Source organism: Mesorhizobium sp. KR2-14 (genome assembly GCF_040049255.1).
GTDB lineage: Bacteria > Pseudomonadota > Alphaproteobacteria > Rhizobiales > Rhizobiaceae > Pseudaminobacter.
In genome coordinates this window covers 685,475-704,857 of sequence record NZ_JBDZDR010000002.1, presented here as the reverse complement: position 1 = coordinate 704,857, position 19,383 = coordinate 685,475, and the positions used below count along the sequence as shown (strand labels likewise).

Genomic DNA, 19,383 nt, shown 5'->3' with positions numbered 1-19,383 from the left:
CCGGCTGCGCTATTCGGCTGCGACCAGCCCGGCCATTTCGCGGTTTTTCATCAGTTTGTAAATGATCGAATCCATCAGCGCCTGGAACGAGGCGTCGATGATGTTGTCGGACACGCCCACGGTGGACCAACGCGCGCCGGTGGAATCGAGCGACTCGATCAGCACGCGCGTGACGGCCTCGGTACCGCCGTTGAGGATGCGCACCTTATAGTCGGCCAGCTCCAGATCGCTGATTTCGCTCTGGAATTTGCCGAGGTCCTTGCGCAGGGCGATATCGAGCGCGTTGACCGGGCCATGGCCTTCGGCCACCGACATCTTCTCTTCGCCGTCGATGCTCACCTTCACGATTGCCTCGGAAACGGTCTTCAGCGCGCCGTTGGCATCGTAGCGGCGCTCGACCATGCAGCGGAAGCTGGTGACCCGGAAGAAATCCGGCACGGTGTGAAGGAAACGGCGGGCAAGCAGCTCGAAGCTGGCATCGGCGCCCTCATAGGCGTAGCCCTGCGCCTCGCGTTCCTTGACCGCCGAGATCAGCGCATCGAGGCGGTGGTCGTCCTTCGGCACATCGATGCCGCGCCGCTTCAGTTCGGCGATGAAATTGGCCTTGCCGCCCTGATCCGACACCATGACCCTGCGGCGATTGCCGACCGTTTCCGGCGGCACGTGCTCATAGGTCTGCGGCTCCTTGATGAGCGCCGAGGCGTGGATGCCCGCCTTGGTAGCAAAAGCGGATGCACCGACATAGGGCGCCTGCGGCTGCGGCGCACGGTTCAGCAATTCGTCGAAGCTGCGCGACAGCCGGGAGATGTCCTCCAACTTCTCCGGCGAAATGCCCGTTTCAAAGCGTTCGGCGAAGGCCGGCTTGAGCACCAGCGTCGGGATGAGCGTGACGAGATTGGCGTTGCCGCAGCGTTCGCCGATGCCGTTCAGCGTGCCCTGGATCTGGCGCACGCCCGCCTCCACGGCAGCGAGCGAATTGGCGACGGCCTGCCCGGTGTCGTCATGCGCATGGATGCCCAGGTTCGCGCCGGGGATGCCGGCCGCGATGACCTTGCCGACGATTTCCCGCACCTCCGACGGCTGCGTGCCGCCGTTGGTGTCGCACAGAACCACCCAGCGCGCGCCGGCCCCGAGCGCGGAGCGCGCACAAGCCAGCGCATATTCCGGATTGGCCTTGAAGCCATCGAAAAAGTGCTCGCAATCGACCATCGCCTCACGGCCGGCAGCGCGCGCGGCCTCTACGGATGCGGTGATCGAGGCGAGGTTTTCCTCGTTGGTGCAGCCCAGCGCCACGCGCACATGATAGTCCCAGCTCTTGGCGACGAAGCAGACCGTATCCGCCTTGGCCTGCAGCAATGCCGCCAGGCCCGGATCGTTGGAGGCCGAGACGCCAGCGCGCTTGGTCATGCCGAAGGCGGAGAATTTTGAACGCGAAGTGCGCTTTTCGGTGAAGAAGGCGGTGTCCGTGGGGTTTGCGCCCGGATAGCCCCCTTCGACATAATCGAGACCAAAGGCATCGAGCATGGAGGCAATCGCAATCTTGTCCTCGACGTTGAAGTCGATGCCCGGCGTCTGCTGGCCGTCACGCAGGGTCGTGTCGTAGAGGTAGATGCGTTCTTTGGTCATGAATTCCATGCTTTCGTCGTTCCGCCTGAGTGCCTGGCGGTCATGATTCAGGGTCAGCGCTTTCCCGCGTAGGTATCGGTGGCCCGGATCAGCCGGTCGAGGATGCCCGGTTCGGAATAGGCGTGGCCGGCGCCCTCGATGAGGTAATACTCAGCTTCCGGCCACGCCTTGTGCAGCTCCCATGCGGTGGCCGGCGGGCAGGCCATGTCGTAGCGGCCCTGCACGATGACGCCCGGAATTCCCTTCAGCTTGCCGGCGTCGCGCAGGAGCTGCCCGTCGTCCATCCAGCCGCCGTGGACGAAATAGTGATTTTCGATGCGGGCGAAGGCGAGCGCGAATTCGTCCTCGCCGAACTTGTCGCTGGTCTCGGGCTCCGGAAGCAGGGTGATGGTCTCGCCCTCCCACACGCTCCATGCCTTGGCGGCGGCGATGCGGGTTGCCTTGTCGTCGCTGGTCAGGCGGGCGCGATAGGCTTGCACGAAATTGTCCCGCTCCTGCTCGGGAATCTGGGCAATGAAGCGTTCCCATTTTTCCGGGAACATCAGCGAGGCGCCATGCTGGTAATACCATTCGACCTCGCTGCTTCGCAGCGTGAAGATGCCGCGCAGGACCAGCTCGCTGACCCGCTCGGGATGGGTCTCGGCATAGGCCAGCGCCAGCGTCGAGCCCCAGGAGCCGCCGAAAACCAGCCACTTGTCGAAGCCGGCCATCTCGCGCAGGCGCTCGATATCGGCCACCAGGTGCCAGGTGGTGTTGGCTTCCAGCTCTGCGTGCGGCGTGGAGCGGCCGCAGCCGCGCTGGTCGAACAGGATGACGTCATACAGCTTCGGATCGAACAGGCGCCGGTGTTTTGGCGAAATGCCGCCCCCGGGGCCGCCATGGAGGAACACGGCCGGCTTGGCGCCCCTGGTTCCCGAGCGCTCCCAGTAGATCTTGTGGCCGTCGCCCACATCGAGCATGCCGCTGTCGAACGGCTCGAGTTCGGGATAGAGCGTGCGCAGGTTCTCGGTCATTCCGTTTGCCCTCTTTCCGGTGGCCAAATCTCGGTGTCGTAGTCGGGATGCTGGTAGGAAACCAGCGTCGAAAGAAATTCGGCGGCCGCTTCGTCGGCCATGGTCTCAACGCCAGGCAGATGCGGCACCTGGTCGACATAGGGCAGCTTGGCCTCGATGCCCCACTGAATGACCGGTGCAATATCCTCCGGGTCGTCGAAGGCGCCAATCATCAGGGCGACGCCGTCGGGCGCCTCATAGGTGAGCGGCGTGCCGCATTTGCTGCAAAAGCCGCGCGATACATAGTTCGACGACTGAAAATGGCTCGGCTCGCCGCGCGTCCATTCGAGGTTTGCACCACGCGCCGAAACGAGTGGCGCGTAGAAGCCTCCGCTTGCCTTCTGGCACATGCGGCAATGGCAGACGGAAGCTTCACCCAACGCCCCCTCGACCCTGAACCGCACCGCGCCACACTGGCAGCCGCCGGTAAAGATGGGTTTGTTGTCGAGGCTCATCGCGTTCCTCCAGAACCCTACTCGGGCGTATGGCAGACGGCTTCGACATTGTTGCCGTCAGGATCGAAGACGAAGGCGCCGTAGTAATCCGGATGGTAGTGCGGACGCAGGCCCGGAGCGCCATTGTCCTTGCCCCCGGCGGCAATCGCGGCCTTGTAGAAGGCGTCCACCTCAGCGCGCGAACGCGCCGAGAAGGCGATATGCTGGTGGTGGCCAGGCTTTTCGCCCTCGTGCAGCCAGAAGGTTGGGCGGTCGCGGCCATAGCCGCCAACCTTGACCCCTCCGGTATATTCGGTCGGCACCAGCATCAGCAGCGACGCGCCGAGCGGTGCCATTGCCTTGTCGTAAAATGCCTTCGAGGCATCGAAATTGCTTACGGTTATGCCAAGGTGGTCGATCATCGTCTTACCTCCCATGTGGTCACACGTTCGCCGGTCGCGGGGTCCTTGCCGTCCTTGAGTTGCACTCCCTGCTCGAGAAGCTCGGCTCGGATGCGGTCGGCCGAAGCCCAGTCCTTTGCGGAAATGAACGCAAGGCGCTCTGCAATTGCCTTTGCGATCGCCTCCTCGTCGACCTCTGCCGCCTGAAGCTCGAAGCCGAGGAACAGCATAGCCGATTTGAGCGCTGCCGCAGCTTCTTCATTCTCGTCGCCGGCTGCCTGGCTGGCCAGATGCGACATGAGCTGGAAGGCCGAACTGGTCGCAAGATCGTCGCACAGGGCGTCGACGATGCCCGCCGGAACAGGTGTTGCCCCATCCGGGGCCATGTCGGCCGCGCGCTTCCACTTGCGCAGGGTGTTTTCGGCTTCCTCGAGCTTGCGCACGGAAAAATCGATGGGCTCGCGGTAGTGCGTCATCAGCATGGCAAGACGTAGCACATCGCCCGGCCAGTTGCGGCCGCCGAACTTTTCCGTCTCCAGCAATTCGTTGATGGTGACGAAATTGCCCTCGCTCTTCGACATCTTCCGGCCTTCGACCTGTAGGAAGCCGTTGTGCAGCCAGTAATTCGCCATCACATCGGTGCCGTGGGCGCAGCGCGACTGGGCGATTTCGTTTTCGTGGTGTGGGAAGATGAGGTCGAGCCCGCCGCCATGTATGTCGAACACCTCGCCGAGATAGGCGGCGCTCATGGCCGAGCACTCGATGTGCCAGCCGGGGCGGCCCCTGCCCCACGGGCTGTCCCAGCCCGGCTCTTCGGGCGAGGAAAGCTTCCACAGCACGAAATCGCCAGGATTCTTCTTGTGCGCATCTACCGCGATACGGACGCCGGCCTGCTGCTCGTCCAGATTGCGCTTGGAGAGCTGGCCGTAGTCGGGCATCGAGCCGGTGTCGAACAGGACTTCGCCCGCCGCTTCATAGGCATGACCGCGTTCGATCAGGCTCTGAATGAGAGTGATCATGTCGGCCTTGCCGTCGGCGCGCGGTTGCACGAATTCGGTGGCGCGGGGCTCGAAGGTCGGCGGCAGGGTGCCGAGGGCCGCGACGTCCTTGTGGAACTGGTCGGCGGTCTTCCTGGTCACGTTGGCGATCGCCTCGTTCAGCGGCAATTCGGGGAAATCGCGCAGGGCGCGCGCGTTGATCTTGTCGTCCACGTCGGTGATGTTGCGGACATAGGTGACGTGATCGGCGCCATAGAGTTGGCGCAGCAGCCGGTAGAGCACGTCGAAGACGATGACGGGCCGCGCATTGCCGATGTGCGCGAAGTCGTAGACCGTCGGCCCGCAGACATACATCCGCACATTTCGGGGATCGATCGGCACGAAATCTTCCTTCGTGCGCGTCAGCGTGTTGTGGAGCCGCAAGCCCTTAAATCCGTTCGACATTCAAAATCCCAGTCCGTTCGGCAATCCGCCGCAAGCCGGCAGACGCGATGAAGCTCCAGCCTGCTGGCCGGGGCGTTTGTCCTGTCGAGAGAAAAGGCGAAAACGTCCGGACCAGCGCGTGCGCTAGCCAATAATGCAAATGCCGCAAATGGCGAAAGGCGTTTTCATGGGCAGCTTTATCGCCTTCCGCGATATTGCCGTCAAGTCGCAACTTCGCAGCAGACATGTCGCCTTCCGGCCGCCCAATGGATCCGTAATGGTTTATTAAACATACAGTTACTGGAGTTGCCAAGCCAACCGGAAGCCCGGCGGACGTCACGATTTCGTCCCAAAGAAAGCGCATGCAGTAGCAGGTGAATGGCACTAGACCTTGGGGAACAGGAAGATGTCAGCCATGAAGAGCGAAGCAGAACGTATCCGCGCTCAATATGCGGCGCTGACAAGCCACTATCGCGCCATCGGTCCGGCCGCGATCCTGGCGGCTGTGCTTGCCGCCAAGCGCAAGGGAGCCTCAGCCGGCAACAAGCCGCGTTGACAGGCTGATACCTATCGCGGCCATGACCAGGCCGATCAGCACGTCGAGCACGCGCCAAGCCGATTGCCGAGCGAAAACGGGCTGAAGCAGGCGCGCGCCATAGCCGAGCCCGAAGAACCACACAAAAGACGCCAGCGCCGCGCCGAGCCCGTAGGCCACGCGGTCGTGGCCTTCATATCGCGCTGATAGCGAGCCCAAAAGCACCACCGTGTCGAGATAGACGTGCGGGTTGAGGAAGGTGAAGGCCAGACAGGCCGCCACCGCAGCCTTCAGGCTGCCTTCGCCCGTCTTGGCCGCCTGCAGCACATCCGGCTTCGCGGCGCGCCGGAAGGCGACGACCGCATACCAGAACAGGAAAACCGCCCCGCCGATGGTGACGATGTTGATCAGCGTCGGCGATTGCGAGATCAGCGTACCAAGGCCGGCAACGCCGGCGGCAATCAGCACCGCATCCGACAGCGCGCAGATCATGCACAGCACGAAGACGTGCTGGCGGAGCAGGCCCTGGCGCAGGATGAAGGCATTCTGCGCGCCGATCGCGATGATGAGCGAGGCGCCGAGAAGGAAGCCGGAAAGTGCTGCCGGAACAAGGGCTGAGATCATGAACGGGATTGCCTGATAAAGGAACTAGAAAAGGGTCATTTGGCTGGACGGGTCGGCAATTGGCTTCTTTCGCGCTGGCCTGGGCGGCTCGGACGGCTCAACGCGCGCCTGGATCTGGGGGCCGGTGTTGGCGACCTTGTTCACAAGGTCCGAGACCGGGATGGGCTCGAAGAAGCCGGGCTCGGTGGGCCGCAGCAGGTCGGCCAGGTGGCGCGGCTCCTGGAAACGGCAGTCGAGCCAGCGCGAGAAATCCTGCTGGTGGATCACCACCGGCATGCGGTCGTGGATATGGGCGATGTCGCTGCTGGCGCTGGTGGTCAGGATCGCGCCGGTATCCATCTCGGAACCGCCCGGCTCGGCATAGGTCTCCAGCAGGGCGGCGAAGGCAATCACCCCGCCATGCTTCGGGCGAACCCAATAGGCCTGCACCCGCTTGCCGCCGATCTGCCGCCATTCGTAGAAACCCGAGGCCGGGACCAGCGCCCGGCGGTGGCGCATGGCCGTGCGGAATGAATTCTTCTCAGCGGCGGTTTCGGAGCGCGCGTTGAACAGCAGCGGAAAGTCTCGCGTGTCCTTCACCCAGGCGGGAATCAGACCCCAGCGCACGAGAAGCGAGCGACGGTCCGGAAAGTTGGAGCCCGGCTCGCGCAACTCGCCGGCCGACACCATGAGTATCGGCTGCGTCGGCGCGATGTTGTAGCGCGGCGGAAATGGCTCGAGATCGGCCAGCGAAAATGCCTCGCCAACCTCCACGGGGCTGGCAGTCAGCGCAAAACGTCCGCACATTCCTTGATGATACCGTTTGATTTCGCGGCCAATGTGGCGATGGAAATCCCGAACGGCAACCTGTATCGGTTGGGCCACCCGGCCCATCCCCAGCCAATCGGGCCGAAGCGAAAGAGGAGACCCATGTCCGCACGGCAGACCATCCCCGCGGTTTCGGTGGCCCTGATGCGGGGCGACCGCATACTGCTGGTCAAGCGCGGGCAGCAGCCGTCGCGCGGGCACTATGCTTTTCCCGGCGGGCGGGTCGAGCCCGGCGAAACAGATGAAGAGGCCGCACTGCGCGAGCTTTTCGAGGAAACCGGGCTGGTTGCAGCCGACATCAAGCCGCTGGGAACCTATTTCATCGATGCGGAGCGGGACGGACTGGAAATCACCTATCGGCTTCAGGTTTTCGCGGGCCAGGACTGCGGCGGCGAGCCGCGCGCCGACAGCGACGCCGAGGAGGCCGCCTTCTTCACGCTTGCGGAATTGGACGCGCTGCCGGTTACCGACTCCGTTGCCGAAGTGTGCCGAGAGCTTTTGCGGCACGGCTCGTTCAATGCTGCCGTTGGCCACAAGGAAGTCTTCTGAAGCAGCTTCCTCTTCAAGAAGTGAAGTGAAGCCGCGATGTGACGGCCAGCCAAGAAGAACAATTCGGGGGGATAGTGGCCTTACCGCCTTGCGGCTGACAAATTGTTTCGCCACAAGGCGTCATGGGCCGGACCATGCCGTTCTTCATCGCATTGCTTGTCGCCATCTCGACGGCCGCAAGCCCCGTGCGCGCGGAGGAAGCCCCCTTCGAGGGAAACCTGATGCGGCTGGCGGAAATTCTCGGCTCCCTGCATTTCCTGCGAAACCTTTGCGGCGAGCACGGCGACCAGTGGCGCCAGCAAATGGAAAAGCTTCTTGATGCCGAGAAGCCGGATGCAGCGCGTCGCGCAAAGTTCATCGCCAGCTTCAATCGCGGCTACCGCTCGTTCGAGGGAACTTACGCCAAGTGCACCAGTTCGGCGGCCGAAGCCATCGCGCGCTACATGAAAGAAGGCGAGACGCTGACGCGCGAGGTGACGGGGCGCTATGGAAATTAAGCACGTCTCCACATTTCGTTTTCGCGCCGCGCCGCGAATCGGACGGCTGTGCTAGGTTGTTAACGATGGGTGTACGGGGAAGCTCAAGTTGATCCGAATCGGGGGATCAAGGCTTGAAAGGTGAAAGATGACGATCGAACACGGTGTCAGCGACCTCGATGCGCTGGTCAGAGAAGAAAAGCGGCTGACCGCCGTGGAATGCCACAACGAGGCATGGGCCGAGGGTTTCTCCGTCGGCATCGAGGCCGATATCCTTGCCGAAGCCGCGCTTGCCACCGCCTTTGGCGAGATCCTGCGCACGAATGGCGAAGACGCCGCACTGGCACTGCTTGATCGCATGCGCGAAAAAGTGATCGCCGGAGAGTTCGAGCCGCTCCGGCTGCGACATTGAATCATCCCTAAGACCGATTTTTCGCTATAAGTAGTCGATGGGCGCCGAATTGATCGTGGCCCTGGAGAGGATGGGACATGCAGACACCGACGCGCAGCGGAGTTCGGAATCGCAAGAGTAGCGGCTTTGCTGCCGCGCTTTGGCTGGCTGCGGCCGGAACAGCCTTGCTGCCAGCGATTGCGACCACGACGCCTGCCTTCGCGCTGAGCGAGATCAAGCGGGAGGAACTGCCCACGCCTCCGGCTCAAACGCTCGACAACGAGGCAACTGGCGAGACCACAGCGCCGCAAGGCGAGGAAGCGCCCGGCGCGACCGCGCCCAGCAGCGCGGCCCACGCCAACGAAGACCCGAACACTCCCCTGCCCGAGATCATCTACGACATCTCGAAATTGCCGGAGCCGGTGCAGCGCATGCGCCAGTTGATCCTGGACGTTGCGATTGGCGGCGACATCGAGAAGCTGCGCACGCTCGTCGGCACGGGCGACGATGCCACCCAGCTCTCGGTCACGGGTCTCGAGGGCGACCCGATAGAGTTTCTGAAGGAACTGTCCGGCGACAAGGACGGCGAGGAAATACTCGCCATCATCGAAAACGTCCTGAATGCCGGCTATGTCCACCTCGATCCCGGAACGCCTGAAGAACTATATGCCTGGCCATATTTCTTCGCGATGCCGCTGGAGCGCCTCACGCCGCGCCAGCGCGTGGAGCTGTTCAAGATCGTGACCGCCGGCGATTACGAGGACATGAAGAGCGACGGCGCCTACAATTTTTATCGCCTCGGGATCACTCCCGAAGGCAAATGGGCATTCTTCGTCGCCGGCGACTAGGCCGGCGACACATTACTCCACGGGAAGCGCTTCCGAGAACGCCACTGGCCGGCCCTGTCCGCCCGTGACGATTTCACCTTCCCACATCACGCGGTTGCCGCGAATGATCGTGCCCACTGGCCAGCCCTTGACCTCCTTGCCATCGTAAGGCGTCCAACCGGCTCTCGATCCTGCCTGGGCATTGGTGATGACTTCGGTGCGCTTCATGTCCACCACGGTCAAGTCGGCCTCGTAGCCAGCCGCGATGCGCCCCTTGCGCGCCATGCCGAACAGGCGTTGCGGGCCGTGGCTTGTCAGGTCCACAAACCTCTCCAGTGTAAGCCGCCCGGCGTTCACATGGTCGAGCATTATCGGAACCAGCGTCTGCACGCCTGGCATGCCCGATGGCGAGGCAGGATAGGGCTTGGCCTTCTCGGCCAGGGTGTGAGGCGCGTGGTCGGACCCGAGGACGTCCACGATGCCCTGGCTTATGCCGCGCCAGACCCCGTCGCGATGGCGCGCAGAGCGCACGGGCGGGTTCATCTGGATCAGGGTTCCCAGCGTGGCGTAGTCGTCGGCCGTAAGCGTCAGATGGTGCGGTGTGGCCTCGGCGCTCGCCACATCCTTGTGGTGTTCAAGGAACTCGATCTCTTCCGCCGTGGAAACATGCAGTACGTGGATGCGCGCTCTTGCCGCCCGGGCTATCCGCACCAGCCGCTCCGTGCAGCGCAGGGCAGCAATCTCGTCGCGCCAGACCGGATGCGAGGACGGATCCCCCTCGATGCGTTCGCCGAGGCGCTCGCGCAGGCGGAACTCGTCTTCCGAGTGGAAGGCTGCGCGGCGGCGCGTATTCTTCAGGATGGAGAGCACCCCTTCGTCGTCCTCGACCAGCAGATCGCCGGTGGACGAGCCCATGAAGACCTTGATGCCGGCGGCACCCGGAAGGCGCTCCAGCTCACCGACATCTCTTGCATTGTCGCGCGTGCCGCCCACCCAGAAGGCAAAGTCGCAATGCATGCGATCGGTGGCGCGCGAAACCTTGTCGGCCAGAGCCTCCGCGCTGGTGGTCAACGGATTGGTGTTGGGCATTTCGAAGACGGCCGTAACGCCGCCAAGCACGGCGGCAAGAGAGCCGGTTTCCAGGTCTTCCTTGTGCTCAAGCCCGGGCTCGCGAAAATGCACCTGGCTGTCGACCACGCCAGGCAGGACATGCAGGCCCCTGCACTCGATGATCTCTCCGGCCGAGGCCTGACGCAAATCGCCGATCGCCGCGATGCGGCCGGCACGCACGCCAACATCCCGCACGCCACTGCCATCGTGGTTGACGACCGTGCCGCCCTTGAGAATGAGGTCGAACGTCGCTGTCATTTGCCACCTTCCCGGCTCTTGCTCCTGCGATGCGGGGGGCTTACGTAATGGCCAACCGATTTGCAAGTCAGGTTCCGCCCATGGTTTTAGCACTGCTTTCCGACCGTTGCCTCATTTCTGTGACCGGCGCGGAGGCGGAACATTTCCTGCAGAACATACTTACCACAGACCTCGACGCTTTGGCTCCAGGCGAGGCAAAGCCCGGTGCGCTGCTTTCGCCGCAAGGCAAGATCCTCTTTGATTTCCTGATCTCGCGCGATGAAACAGGCGGCTTCCTTCTCGATTGCCGCGCCGACGTGGCTGACGACTTCATCCGCCGGCTGACGCTCTACAAGCTGCGCGCGAAGGTGGAGATTTCCAAGCAATCTCAAAAGGTTGTCGGCGTTAAGTGGGACACCGATTCATCTGCTTCAGAAGCAGAATCCAACACCGTGCGCAGTGGCGCTACGGCGCTGCGCGACGCCCGCTTCAAGGCACCTTTTCCGGTGTTCAGGCTCTACGGCCAGTCCTTGCAGCCAGCGGCCGACGCGAACGAATGGCACGCGCTGCGCATAGCTCATGGCGTCGCCGAAAGCGGCAAGGACTTCGAACTGGGGGACGCCTTTCCGCATGACGTTCTGCTCGACGAGACGGGCGGCGTCGGCTTCGGCAAGGGCTGCTATGTCGGCCAGGAAGTGGTTTCGCGCATGCATCATCGCGGCACGGCGCGGCGGCGCGTGCTGCTCGTTTCGGCCGAAGCCCCGCTGCCGGAGCCTGGCACTGCAATTATGGCCGACGGCCGCACGATCGGCACGCTCGGCTCCGCTGCCGGACAACGCGGCCTCGCCGTTGCGCGCATCGACCGCGTGAAGGACGCACAGGACAATGGCGTCGCGATTACAGCCGCGGACGTCCCCCTCACGCTCTCAATCCCCGCATGGGCGAAATTCACCTTTCCGCAAGACGCCACCAATGCGGGGGAAGCATGACAGCCGACAAGGTCGGCGCCCCCCCGCGCGCCTGGCAACGCATGCTTTCGGGTCGTCGCCTCGACCTGCTTGATCCCTCGCCGCTGGACATCGAGATCTCCGACATAGCGCATGGGCTGGCGCGCGTAGCGCGCTGGAACGGCCAGACCGGCGGCGATCATGCCTTCTCTGTCGCGCAGCACTCACTGCTGGTGGAAGAGATCTTTTCCAGGCAGGCAAAGACGCCGACGCCCGTCGAACAACTCACGGCCCTGCTGCACGACGCGCCTGAATATGTGATCGGAGACATGATCTCGCCCTTCAAGTCTGTGGTTGGCGGCGGCTACAAGCTGGTCGAGCAGCGTCTGCAGCACGCCATCCACGTTCGCTTTTCGCTTGCCCCGGAGATAAGCGAGAGGCTCAGGAAGCAGATCAAGCGGGCCGACCAGATTGCCGCCTATTTCGAAGCGACGGCGCTTGCCGGCTTTTCGGTTCAGGAAGCGACGAAATTCTTCGGCCGCCCGCGCAGCATTTCAGCGGACGGCTTTGACCTTGCCTGCCACCCGGCAAAGTCGGTGGAGCGCGCCTTCCTGAAGCGTTTCGCCGAAATCGAGCGCATGCGCGGAGCGGCATAGTTCAACGGCGCGTCAGGCCGCGCTGCCGCCGGAAACGCTGGACGTCATGGCACTGTGCTTGCGCAACGCGTTGAGGAGGCCCGCCCGCGCCTCGGGAGATGAAAGTCCGCGGGGCTCGTAGACATGGCGGGCGAAGAAGAACTCAGTCAGCCGGAACGCCTGCTCGATCGTGGCCATGTCCGTGCATCGTCCTACCCCGCCGATCAGGAAGGCTGGCAGCGGCAGCATCTTGTCGTGCCAGGGCAAGCCGGCCTCGCGGGAAACCGCGCGGCCTGATTTCGGCGAGACGTAGACCAGCTCTTCGCGCCCGCCCGTGGCGGCGCACTCGGTCAGGTCGAGGCCAAATCCAAGTTCTTCCAGCATCATCAGTTCGAAGCGCACGACAAGCTCGCCGGCGGCGGAGGCATCGTCCAGATGCGAGATCAGCAACTCCAGCATCTCGTAGAGGCCCAAATGCAGTTCGCGTTCCGGCAGAAGGCGCAGATGCGCGGCCAGCGTCTGCAGGCCATAGACTGCACAGGCGCTTTCGAACAGGCGGGCTGCGTTGAGTTCCAGCGGCTCGACCTGGAAAAAGCCCATATGCTCGTCCAGGCGCGCTCGCCAGATCAGATCGACCCGGTTCCCGACCTGCAGCACCGGCTGCGCCTTGCGCGAGCGCCCGCCACGGACCATGCCAAGGTGGCGCCCATGCGCGCGCGTCATCACCTCAAGTATGACGCTGGTTTCGCCATGCTTGCGGCTGCCAAGGATTATGCCCTCGTCGCGCCATTCCATAACGGGAGTGTTGGCCGCTCAGTGCGGGAATTCAAGGCCCATTTCGCGATAGCGCTCGGGGTCGTCGCCCCAATTCTCGCGCACCTTCACGAACAGGAACAGATGCACCTTCTGCTCCAGGATTTCACCGATCTCCTTGCGCGCCGCCTGGCCGATGGCGCGGATCGTCTCGCCCTTGTGGCCCAGCACGATCTTCTTTTGGCTGTCGCGCTCGACATAGATCACCTGCTCGATGCGCACGGAACCGTCGGCTTTCTCCTCCCAGCTTTCGGTTTCCACGTGGGACGAATAGGGCAGTTCCTGATGCAGCCGCAGATAAAGCTTCTCGCGGGTGATCTCGGCGGCGAGCTGCCGCATCGGCAGGTCTGAAATCTGGTCTTCCGGATAGTACCAGGGGCCGACAGGCAAAGCCTTGGCGAGATGGTCGAGAATGGCCTTGCAGCCCGCGCCGGTCAGCGCCGAGACCATGAAGGTGCTGTCGAAGGGAACGCGCTTGTTGGCCTCTTCCGCCAGCACCAGCAAGGTTTCCGGCTTGACCCGGTCGATCTTGTTGAGCACCAGCACCTTGGGCTGGCGCACTTCGGCCAGATTGGCGAGGATCGTGTCGGCGTCACCCCTGATGCCGCGCTCGGCGTCGATCAGCACCATGATCACGTCGGCGTCCTTGGCCCCACCCCAGGCGGTGGTGACCATTGCCTGGTCGAGCCGGCGGCGCGGCTTGAAGATGCCGGGCGTATCGACGAACACGATCTGTGCGTCGTTGTGCGTGGCGATGCCGCGAACGATGGCACGCGTGGTCTGCACCTTGTGGGTGACGATCGACACCTTGGCGCCGACAAGCTGGTTGACCAGCGTCGACTTGCCGGCGTTCGGCGCGCCGATCAGGGCGACGAAGCCGGAATGGGTGACGGGTTCAGTTTCGCTCACGCTTCATTTCCTTCCTGGCCCCAGACGCCCTCGCGCTGGAGCATGCTTGCCGCGGCGGCCTGCTCGGCCTCGCGCTTCGATCGGCCGGTTCCATAGGCCGGCGTGAATTGTCCCACCCGAACGCTGACCTTGAAGACCGGATCATGGTCGGGCCCTTCGCGGCTTTCGATCTGATAGCTGGGCGTGGCGGCGGCCGCCTGATGCGCCCATTCCTGCAGTTCCGTCTTCGGGTCGCGGCGGGCTGCACCTGTAACCGTGGAACGCGGTTCCCAATAGCGCAGAACGAACCGGCGGGCGACATCCAGCCCCCCATCGAGATAGAGCGCGGCGATCAGCGATTCCAGCGCATCGGCGCGAATGTTGACGCGCTTGCGCCCGGCGAGCGTCTTTACCTCGCTGCCGGCCCGGATCAGCTCGGTCAGTCCGATCTCGTCCGCGATCTCGGCCAGCGTCTCGGCATTGACCAGCGCATTCAGGCGAACCGAAAGCTCGCCCTCGGCCGCAGCCGGAAACGCGTTGAACAGCATGTCGGCCACCACCAGCCCCAGCACGCGATCGCCAAGGAACTCAAAGCGCTCATAGTCGCCGCCGACCTTGACGCCGCGGGCGCTGGCATGGGTGAGCGCACGCTGTAAGCGCTGGATATCAGTGAAGGCATGTCCGGTACGCTCGCGCAATGCATCGGCGAGCGCCTGTCCGGTCGGTCGTTTGTTGGCCATGTCCTAGTGGACGAACGTAAAGAGGCGCGAGGCGCGCAGTTGCGTCGGCCACTTCCAGATTTCCAGCGGGCTCGCACCCTCGGCGATGGAGAAGAAAATGATATTGGCGCGGCCAACAAGATTCTCCGAGGGAACGTAGCCAACCGAGAAGCGGCTGTCGGTGGAATTGTCCCGGTTGTCGCCCATCATGAAATAGTGGCCTTCCGGAACCACGAACTCACGCGTGTTGTCGCCAATCGAATTTGGCGTCAGGTCGAGCGTGTCGTAGGAAACGCCGTTGGGCAGCGTCTCGCGATAGACGTCGACCGGGCGGCTGACTTCGGTGATATCCGGATTGTCGATCTGGCCGATTTTCACACGCGGGACGCCCTCCCCGTTGATGAACAACTGGCCATCCTTCATCTGGATGCGATCGCCCGGCAGGCCGACCACCCGCTTGATGTAATCAAGAGCCGGGTTCGGCGGGAACTTGAAGACCGCGACATCGCCACGCTCCGGCTCGCTCCCCCAGATGCGGCCAGAGAACAGATCAGGCGAGAACGGCAGCGAATACCGCGAGTATCCATAGGCCCACTTGGTCACGAAGAGATAATCGCCCTCCAGCAACGTGGGGCGCATGGAACCCGAAGGAATGGAAAACGGCTGGAACAAGAATGTGCGGATAACCAGCGCAAGCAGCAACGCCTGGATGATGACGCTGACCGTTTCACCAAGCCCGCCGGATTTCTTCTGAGGTTTGTCGGCCACGCTCATCTCTTCCTCGTTTCTGCGTCTCGGTATAAGGGCTCGGCGCGTTCGGAGCAATGTCTAGCGCTTGCCACGAGCGCCATGAAAGCGGCGGTTATTCGGCGGGCAGCGCTTCAATGATCACAAAGGCTTGGGCCAGCGGGAAATCATCCGTGATCGTGAGATGAATGACCGCGCGGCGACCCGCCGGCAGCATGTGCTGCAGCCTTTCGGCCGCACCGCCCGTCAACTGCATGGTCGGCTTGCCGCCGGGAAGGTTCACAACGCCCATGTCCCGCCAGAACACCCCGTGCGCCATGCCGGTTCCGAGCGCCTTGGCGCAGGCCTCCTTGGCGGCGAAGCGCTTGGCGTAGGAGGCCGCACGCTCTTTGCGGCGCTCCGACTTGGCCTGCTCGATCTCAGTGAAGATGCGGGCCTTGAAGCGCTCGCCATAGCGCTCGAGCGACTTCTCGATTCGCCTGATGTCGATGAGATCGCTGCCGATGCCGATGATCATACAGCCTGGGCCCTCAGATGTTCCGGCTTCCCGGCTTGACTGCCGGAATGGCCGCGAGTTCCGGCGGAAGCTGGTCCGCCGGATAGGCCGGCACCTCATATTCGGCAAGCGCGATCAGCGGCACGCCGACATCGCTCTTGCCGGCAGAACGGTCGATGATGCAGGCGGCCGCGACGACTTCCGCTCCAAGATCGCGCAGGCATTCGATGGTTTCGCGGATAGACAGCCCGGTCGTGACGATGTCCTCGACGATGACGACACGCGCGCCTTTTTCGATCTCGAATCGACGCAGACGAAACACGCCGCCCTCACGCTCGACCCAGACCGCCGGCACGCCGAGGTGGCGCGAGGTCTCGTAGGCGGGGATCAGACCGCCGATGGCCGGACCGACGACGTAATCGATAACACCCGGCACTTCCGCGCGGATCTTCTCGGCCAGCGCCCGGCACAGCCGCTCGGTCTTGTCGGCATGCATGAACACCCGGGCCTTCTGCAAAAACACAGGGCTGCGCAGGCCCGAGGTCAGGATGAAATGACCTTCGAGAACTGCACCCGCCTCGCGAAAAATGTCCAGCACCTGGTCGGTATTCATGCTGCTCCCGTCATAGAAATGGTCAGCCGTTGACGCGCTTGGCATCGCTGACGCTTGAATTTTCCTTAAGCTGCGAAAGCAGCCGGTTCAGATGCTTCAGGTCCCAGACCTCGAGGTCGACCAGCATTTCCGTGAAGTCAGGCGCCGTGCGCACCATCGACAGTGTGTGGATATTGGCGTCGTTCTCCGCAATCACCTGGGCGATTTCTGCAAGCGAGCCCGGGGCGTTGATGGCCACCACGGAAATGCGGGCGGGAAAGCGCTCCTTGGTTTCCTCGTCGATGTCCCAACGCACGTCGATCCAGCGCTCCGGCTGGTCGTCGAAGGCGGTCAGCGACGGCGACTGGATGGGATAAATGGTTATGCCGGAACCGGGTTGCATGATGCCGACGATGCGGTCGCCGGGAACTGCGCCCTCCGGCGCGAAGCGCACGGGCAGGTCGCTGCGCACGCCGCGTATGGGGACTGCTCCTCCCGCCTTGCTCGGGCGGCCATCCTTGCGGGTCCCTGCTCGCCCGGGGATCTGGAACAGCATGCCGGCGGCATTGCGGATCTTCGACCAGCCTTCTTCGCGCGGCTTTGGCGCCTGCGTCACCCGCTCGTCCTTGTAATCAGGGAACACCGCCTTCATCACGTCGGTCGAAGACAGCTCACCCCGGCCCACGGAAGCGACGACATCCTCGACGTCCTTGCGCGCAAGCCGATGCAGCACCGGCTTCAGGCTGTCCTTCGTGAAGGTTTTTCCCGCCCGCTCGAAGGCTCGTTCCAGAATGCGCACGCCAAGGCCGGAATACTGCTTCCGGATCGCGTTCTTGGTGGCGCGACGAATGGCGGAGCGGGCCTTGCCCGTCACCACCACCGATTCCCAGGCCGCGGGTGGCACCTGCGCCTTGGAACGGATGATCTCGACCTCGTCGCCATTCTTCAGCTCGGTCATCAGCGGCATGATACGGCCGTTGATCTTGGCGCCGACGCAGGTGTCGCCGACATCGGTGTGGACGGCATAGGCAAAGTCGATGGGCGTGGCCTTGCGCGGCAGAGCGATCAGCATGCCCTTTGGCGTGAAGCAGAACACCTGGTCCTGGAACAGCTCCAGCTTGGTGTTTTCCAGGAACTCCTCGGGATTGTCGCCCTCGGCAAGCTGCTCGATGGTGCGACGCAGCCAGGCATAGGCGTTGGTTTCCTTGGAGATCGTGTTGCTGGCGTTGGTCTTGCCGCCAGTGTCCTTGTAGAGCGCATGAGCTGCGACGCCGTATTCGGCAACCTCGTTCATTTCACGGGTGCGAATCTGCAGTTCGATGCGCTGGCGCGAAGGGCCCACGATGGTGGTGTGAATGGAGCGGTAGTCGTTCTGCTTCGGCGTGGAGATGTAGTCCTTGAACCGGCCCGGCACCATCGACCAGGTGGTATGAATGGCGCCGAGCGCGCGATAGCAATCCTCGACGCTGTCGACGATGACCCGGAACCCGAAGATGTCGGAAAGCTGCTCGAAAGAAAGCGCCTTGGCTTCCATCTTCCGAAAAACGGACCAGGGCTTCTTCTGCCGGCTCGTAACCGTCGCCGTGATCGCATACTTCTCGAACAGAGCCGACAACGACCTTTCGATCTCGGCGATAACGCCCTTGTTGCGGCTCGAAACATCGTCCACCCGCGCCGTCACCGTGCGGTAGGCTTCCGGATTGATGTAGCGAAAGGCCAGGTCTTCCAGCTCCTCGCGCATGCCTTGCATGCCCATGCGCCCGGCCAGCGGCGCATAGATGTCCATCGTCTCCTCGGCGATGCGGAGCCGCTTGTTCTCCGGCATGTGGTCGAGCGTGCGCATGTTGTGGAGGCGATCGGCGAGCTTGACGAGCAGGACACGCACGTCTTCCGAAATCGCCAGCAACAGCTTGCGCAGGTTTTCCGCCTGTTCGGCCTTCTTCGAGACGAGGTCGAGCTTCTTGAGCTTGGTCAGGCCCTCCACCAGCTTGCCCAGGTCAGCTCCGAAGAATTCGTCGATCTCCTGCCGGGTAGCGCTGGTGTCCTCGATCGTGTCATGCAGCAGCGCCACCGCGATGGTGGCCTCGTCCATGCGCATGTCCGTAAGGATAGCCGCAACTTCGAGCGGGTGTGAGAAATACGGGTCGCCGGAGGCGCGCTTCTGATGGCCATGTTTCTGCATCGCATAAACATAGGCCTTGTTCAGCAGTGCCTCGTTCACGTCAGGCTTGTAGCGCTGGACGCGCTCGACAAGCTCATACTGACGCATCATGGGCACGATCTCACATACGGATAAGAATCATGCGCCAGATCGTCCGACCTGGCGCATGCCATAAATAACCACGAAACTGCCGGCAGGAAAGTACCGGCACACCTTCGAAAGGTTAGAAATCGTCGCTCTTCTCGGGCGCCACCAGGCCTTCGATGCCGGCCAGCAGGTCTTCCTCGCTCATGCGATCGAAGGCGATGTTCTCTTCCTCGCGCTCCTCTTCGGTCGAAACGGCGGCCATCTCGCTCTGGTCCACCAGCGCGTGACCCTCGGCTTCCGGCTCGTCGACCTCGACATGCTTCTGCAGCGAGTGGATCAGATCTTCCTTCAGGTCGCCCGGCGACAGAGTCTCATCGGCAATCTCGCGCAACGCCACGACCGGATTCTTGTCGTTGTCGCGCGGGACGGTGATCGCAGCGCCCTGGGAAATCAGCCGGGCGCGGTGACCAGCCAGAAGAACCAGTTCGAAGCGGTTCTCGACCTTGTCGATACAATCTTCAACGGTTACACGGGCCATGGATTGCCCCTTTCATACGCGAATTCAATGGAAAACAGGCGCGGTCCATAACCCGAACAGCCGCAAAAAACAAGCTTAAAGCTTGATTTCCACGGCAGACGGTCTCCGGGCTACTTGCCCCGCCTACAGCGGAAAAGGAAGTTCACTTTTTCTTGCATATCGTCACAAACCCCTTGGAATGCGCCGAGGCGAGCGATATTTTCGGACATGATGAAATTATAAAAATTTTTTTACAAGGCAACTCGCCGACGGAGTGTGCGTTTTAACGAA

General features: G+C 62.8%; 24 protein-coding genes. 7 read left to right on the top strand and 17 right to left on the bottom strand.

Annotated features, from left to right (window positions below; translation table 11 throughout):
- Positions 1–9: 9 nt before the first annotated feature.
- From cimA to ABLE86_RS07875, 6 genes are read right to left on the bottom strand one after another with little or no spacing between them, the layout of a single operon-like run.
- Positions 10–1,626: a citramalate synthase gene (gene cimA / locus ABLE86_RS07900; RefSeq protein WP_348778370.1), complete on the bottom strand. Its 1,617-nt coding sequence runs from the start codon at positions 1,624–1,626 to the stop codon at positions 10–12.
- A 53-nt stretch (positions 1,627–1,679) separates the two neighbouring features.
- Complete coding sequence (gene pip, locus ABLE86_RS07895) at positions 1,680–2,639, bottom strand: prolyl aminopeptidase (RefSeq protein ID WP_348778369.1); 960 nt, start codon at positions 2,637–2,639, stop codon at positions 1,680–1,682.
- A complete protein-coding gene (locus ABLE86_RS07890) occupies positions 2,636–3,133 on the bottom strand; it encodes a GFA family protein (RefSeq protein ID WP_348778368.1) in 498 nt (165 codons plus the stop codon). Before ABLE86_RS07890 ends, pip begins: the two co-directional genes overlap by 4 nt.
- 17 nt (positions 3,134–3,150) lie before the next feature.
- Positions 3,151–3,534 (bottom strand): VOC family protein, encoded by a 384-nt coding sequence (locus ABLE86_RS07885; RefSeq protein ID WP_348778367.1) that lies wholly within the window; start codon positions 3,532–3,534, stop codon positions 3,151–3,153.
- Complete coding sequence (gene cysS / locus ABLE86_RS07880) at positions 3,531–4,955, bottom strand: cysteine--tRNA ligase (protein WP_348778366.1); 1,425 nt, start codon at positions 4,953–4,955, stop codon at positions 3,531–3,533. The genes ABLE86_RS07885 and cysS overlap by 4 nt, the downstream gene beginning before the upstream one ends.
- Positions 4,939–5,181: a hypothetical protein gene (locus tag ABLE86_RS07875; RefSeq protein ID WP_348778365.1), complete on the bottom strand. Its 243-nt coding sequence runs from the start codon at positions 5,179–5,181 to the stop codon at positions 4,939–4,941. The genes cysS and ABLE86_RS07875 overlap by 17 nt, the downstream gene beginning before the upstream one ends.
- Positions 5,182–5,349: 168 nt before the next feature.
- On the opposite strand from ABLE86_RS07875, the gene ABLE86_RS07870 reads away from it, so the two are divergent.
- Complete coding sequence (locus tag ABLE86_RS07870; RefSeq protein WP_348778364.1) at positions 5,350–5,490, top strand: transcriptional regulator; 141 nt, start codon at positions 5,350–5,352, stop codon at positions 5,488–5,490.
- On the opposite strand, the gene ABLE86_RS07865 is transcribed toward ABLE86_RS07870, so the two are convergent.
- Both ABLE86_RS07865 and ABLE86_RS07860 read right to left on the bottom strand, forming a co-directional pair.
- A complete protein-coding gene (locus ABLE86_RS07865; RefSeq protein ID WP_348778363.1) occupies positions 5,467–6,093 on the bottom strand; it encodes a LysE/ArgO family amino acid transporter in 627 nt (208 codons plus the stop codon). The genes ABLE86_RS07870 and ABLE86_RS07865 overlap by 24 nt on opposite strands.
- A gap of 24 nt (positions 6,094–6,117) precedes the next feature.
- Positions 6,118–6,879 (bottom strand): SOS response-associated peptidase, encoded by a 762-nt coding sequence (locus ABLE86_RS07860; RefSeq protein WP_348778362.1) that lies wholly within the window; start codon positions 6,877–6,879, stop codon positions 6,118–6,120.
- A gap of 123 nt (positions 6,880–7,002) precedes the next feature.
- Here ABLE86_RS07860 and ABLE86_RS07855 point away from each other — a divergent pair, with 123 nt between their 5' ends.
- From ABLE86_RS07855 to ABLE86_RS07840, 4 genes are all read left to right on the top strand, one after another.
- Positions 7,003–7,449: an NUDIX hydrolase gene (locus ABLE86_RS07855; RefSeq protein WP_348778361.1), complete on the top strand. Its 447-nt coding sequence runs from the start codon at positions 7,003–7,005 to the stop codon at positions 7,447–7,449.
- 134 nt (positions 7,450–7,583) lie between these two features.
- On the top strand, positions 7,584–7,946 hold the full coding sequence (locus tag ABLE86_RS07850) for a TIGR02301 family protein (RefSeq protein ID WP_348778360.1): 363 nt from the start codon (positions 7,584–7,586) through the stop codon (positions 7,944–7,946).
- 133 nt (positions 7,947–8,079) lie between these two features.
- A complete protein-coding gene (locus ABLE86_RS07845; protein ID WP_348778599.1) occupies positions 8,080–8,337 on the top strand; it encodes a hypothetical protein in 258 nt (85 codons plus the stop codon).
- A 164-nt stretch (positions 8,338–8,501) separates the two neighbouring features.
- On the top strand, positions 8,502–9,164 hold the full coding sequence (locus ABLE86_RS07840; protein ID WP_348778359.1) for a hypothetical protein: 663 nt from the start codon (positions 8,502–8,504) through the stop codon (positions 9,162–9,164).
- Positions 9,165–9,176: 12 nt separating this feature from the next.
- Here the strand turns inward: ABLE86_RS07840 and ABLE86_RS07835 are convergent, their stop codons facing one another.
- On the bottom strand, positions 9,177–10,511 hold the full coding sequence (locus tag ABLE86_RS07835) for a dihydroorotase (protein WP_348778358.1): 1,335 nt from the start codon (positions 10,509–10,511) through the stop codon (positions 9,177–9,179).
- A gap of 80 nt (positions 10,512–10,591) precedes the next feature.
- On the opposite strand from ABLE86_RS07835, the gene ABLE86_RS07830 reads away from it, so the two are divergent.
- Both ABLE86_RS07830 and ABLE86_RS07825 read left to right on the top strand, forming a co-directional pair.
- The gene (locus ABLE86_RS07830; protein ID WP_348778357.1) at positions 10,592–11,479 is read left to right on the top strand and encodes a folate-binding protein YgfZ; all 888 of its coding nucleotides are present in this window, start codon (positions 10,592–10,594) and stop codon (positions 11,477–11,479) included.
- Entirely contained in the window at positions 11,476–12,093 is a 618-nt protein-coding gene (locus ABLE86_RS07825; protein WP_348778356.1) for an HD family hydrolase, read from the top strand. Before ABLE86_RS07830 ends, ABLE86_RS07825 begins: the two co-directional genes overlap by 4 nt.
- Positions 12,094–12,105: 12 nt before the next feature.
- On the opposite strand, the gene recO is transcribed toward ABLE86_RS07825, so the two are convergent.
- The 8 genes from recO to rpoZ form a co-directional block, all read right to left on the bottom strand.
- Positions 12,106–12,867, bottom strand: a complete 762-nt coding sequence (recO, locus tag ABLE86_RS07820; RefSeq protein WP_348778355.1) for a DNA repair protein RecO — start codon at positions 12,865–12,867, stop codon at positions 12,106–12,108.
- A gap of 18 nt (positions 12,868–12,885) precedes the next feature.
- Positions 12,886–13,794: a GTPase Era gene (era, locus tag ABLE86_RS07815; protein ID WP_348778354.1), complete on the bottom strand. Its 909-nt coding sequence runs from the start codon at positions 13,792–13,794 to the stop codon at positions 12,886–12,888.
- The gene (gene rnc / locus ABLE86_RS07810) at positions 13,791–14,513 is read right to left on the bottom strand and encodes a ribonuclease III (protein WP_348778353.1); all 723 of its coding nucleotides are present in this window, start codon (positions 14,511–14,513) and stop codon (positions 13,791–13,793) included. Before rnc ends, era begins: the two co-directional genes overlap by 4 nt.
- Before the next feature lie 3 nt (positions 14,514–14,516).
- Positions 14,517–15,266, bottom strand: coding sequence for a signal peptidase I (gene lepB, locus ABLE86_RS07805; protein ID WP_348778352.1), 750 nt, complete (start codon positions 15,264–15,266; stop codon positions 14,517–14,519).
- 88 nt (positions 15,267–15,354) lie between these two features.
- Entirely contained in the window at positions 15,355–15,756 is a 402-nt protein-coding gene (acpS, locus tag ABLE86_RS07800; RefSeq protein ID WP_348778351.1) for a holo-ACP synthase, read from the bottom strand.
- Positions 15,757–15,769: 13 nt separating this feature from the next.
- Positions 15,770–16,348 (bottom strand): orotate phosphoribosyltransferase, encoded by a 579-nt coding sequence (gene pyrE / locus ABLE86_RS07795; protein ID WP_348778350.1) that lies wholly within the window; start codon positions 16,346–16,348, stop codon positions 15,770–15,772.
- A 22-nt stretch (positions 16,349–16,370) separates the two neighbouring features.
- Positions 16,371–18,599, bottom strand: a complete 2,229-nt coding sequence (locus ABLE86_RS07790) for a bifunctional (p)ppGpp synthetase/guanosine-3',5'-bis(diphosphate) 3'-pyrophosphohydrolase (RefSeq protein WP_348778349.1) — start codon at positions 18,597–18,599, stop codon at positions 16,371–16,373.
- 112 nt (positions 18,600–18,711) lie between these two features.
- Positions 18,712–19,113 carry a DNA-directed RNA polymerase subunit omega gene (gene rpoZ, locus ABLE86_RS07785; RefSeq protein ID WP_348778348.1) on the bottom strand — a complete coding sequence of 134 codons (402 nt, stop codon included), beginning with the start codon at positions 19,111–19,113 and terminating at the stop codon, positions 18,712–18,714.
- Between the last annotated feature and the right edge of the window lie 270 nt (positions 19,114–19,383).

Excerpts from the sequence above, each read along its gene's own strand:
- pip (WP_348778369.1), bottom strand. The coding sequence starts at position 2,639 with ATGACCGAGAACCTGCGCACGCTCTATCCCGAACTCGAGCCGTTCGAC.
- recO (WP_348778355.1), bottom strand. The coding sequence starts at position 12,867 with ATGGAATGGCGCGACGAGGGCATAATCCTTGGCAGCCGCAAGCATGGC.
- ABLE86_RS07865 (WP_348778363.1), bottom strand. The coding sequence starts at position 6,093 with ATGATCTCAGCCCTTGTTCCGGCAGCACTTTCCGGCTTCCTTCTCGGC.
- ABLE86_RS07890 (WP_348778368.1), bottom strand. The coding sequence starts at position 3,133 with ATGAGCCTCGACAACAAACCCATCTTTACCGGCGGCTGCCAGTGTGGC.
- rpoZ (WP_348778348.1), bottom strand. The coding sequence starts at position 19,113 with ATGGCCCGTGTAACCGTTGAAGATTGTATCGACAAGGTCGAGAACCGC.
- ABLE86_RS07790 (WP_348778349.1), bottom strand. The coding sequence starts at position 18,599 with ATGATGCGTCAGTATGAGCTTGTCGAGCGCGTCCAGCGCTACAAGCCT.
- ABLE86_RS07825 (WP_348778356.1), top strand. The coding sequence starts at position 11,476 with ATGACAGCCGACAAGGTCGGCGCCCCCCCGCGCGCCTGGCAACGCATG.
- acpS (WP_348778351.1), bottom strand. The coding sequence starts at position 15,756 with ATGATCATCGGCATCGGCAGCGATCTCATCGACATCAGGCGAATCGAG.
- cimA (WP_348778370.1), bottom strand. The coding sequence starts at position 1,626 with ATGACCAAAGAACGCATCTACCTCTACGACACGACCCTGCGTGACGGC.
- ABLE86_RS07870 (WP_348778364.1), top strand. The coding sequence starts at position 5,350 with ATGAAGAGCGAAGCAGAACGTATCCGCGCTCAATATGCGGCGCTGACA.
- ABLE86_RS07835 (WP_348778358.1), bottom strand. The coding sequence starts at position 10,511 with ATGACAGCGACGTTCGACCTCATTCTCAAGGGCGGCACGGTCGTCAAC.
- ABLE86_RS07855 (WP_348778361.1), top strand. The coding sequence starts at position 7,003 with ATGTCCGCACGGCAGACCATCCCCGCGGTTTCGGTGGCCCTGATGCGG.
- ABLE86_RS07860 (WP_348778362.1), bottom strand. The coding sequence starts at position 6,879 with ATGTGCGGACGTTTTGCGCTGACTGCCAGCCCCGTGGAGGTTGGCGAG.
- lepB (WP_348778352.1), bottom strand. The coding sequence starts at position 15,266 with ATGAGCGTGGCCGACAAACCTCAGAAGAAATCCGGCGGGCTTGGTGAA.
- ABLE86_RS07850 (WP_348778360.1), top strand. The coding sequence starts at position 7,584 with ATGCCGTTCTTCATCGCATTGCTTGTCGCCATCTCGACGGCCGCAAGC.
- pyrE (WP_348778350.1), bottom strand. The coding sequence starts at position 16,348 with ATGAATACCGACCAGGTGCTGGACATTTTTCGCGAGGCGGGTGCAGTT.
- ABLE86_RS07885 (WP_348778367.1), bottom strand. The coding sequence starts at position 3,534 with ATGATCGACCACCTTGGCATAACCGTAAGCAATTTCGATGCCTCGAAG.
- ABLE86_RS07875 (WP_348778365.1), bottom strand. The coding sequence starts at position 5,181 with ATGTCTGCTGCGAAGTTGCGACTTGACGGCAATATCGCGGAAGGCGAT.
- cysS (WP_348778366.1), bottom strand. The coding sequence starts at position 4,955 with ATGTCGAACGGATTTAAGGGCTTGCGGCTCCACAACACGCTGACGCGC.
- rnc (WP_348778353.1), bottom strand. The coding sequence starts at position 14,513 with ATGGCCAACAAACGACCGACCGGACAGGCGCTCGCCGATGCATTGCGC.
- ABLE86_RS07830 (WP_348778357.1), top strand. The coding sequence starts at position 10,592 with ATGGTTTTAGCACTGCTTTCCGACCGTTGCCTCATTTCTGTGACCGGC.